This is a genomic window from Paenibacillus popilliae ATCC 14706 (assembly GCF_000315235.1).
Lineage (GTDB): Bacteria > Bacillota > Bacilli > Paenibacillales > Paenibacillaceae > Paenibacillus_B > Paenibacillus_B popilliae.
This window is the reverse complement of the sequence record NZ_BALG01000508.1, coordinates 1-228: the sequence shown is the minus strand read 5'-3', so window position 1 is coordinate 228 and position 228 is coordinate 1. Positions and strand designations below refer to the sequence as shown.

The window sequence follows — 228 nt, the reverse complement described above, 5'->3', positions numbered from 1 at the left end:
AACCTCTTTTAGTGTTTCTCTGTACGCTGTAATAATGGGGTCCACTTCAAAATACTTTTCTTTGAAGCGCTCCTTAGCTTGAATGTCGATCTGCTTCAACTCTCCGAGCAGCTTCTTTAGAACAGCTTTTTCTGTATTGAACCACCGTACTAGTTCTCTAATTTTTCGATTATGAATACGGAGTGTAGCCAACGGGTTCATCATTCCATAAAAGTCCATTTCGGACAA

The 228-nt window shown here is 39.9% G+C and carries 1 protein-coding gene; it reads right to left on the bottom strand.

From position 1 onward, the window contains the following. The coding region (locus tag PPOP_RS24945) for a hypothetical protein (RefSeq protein ID WP_006288310.1) at positions 1–228 on the bottom strand (228 nt) is incomplete at both ends.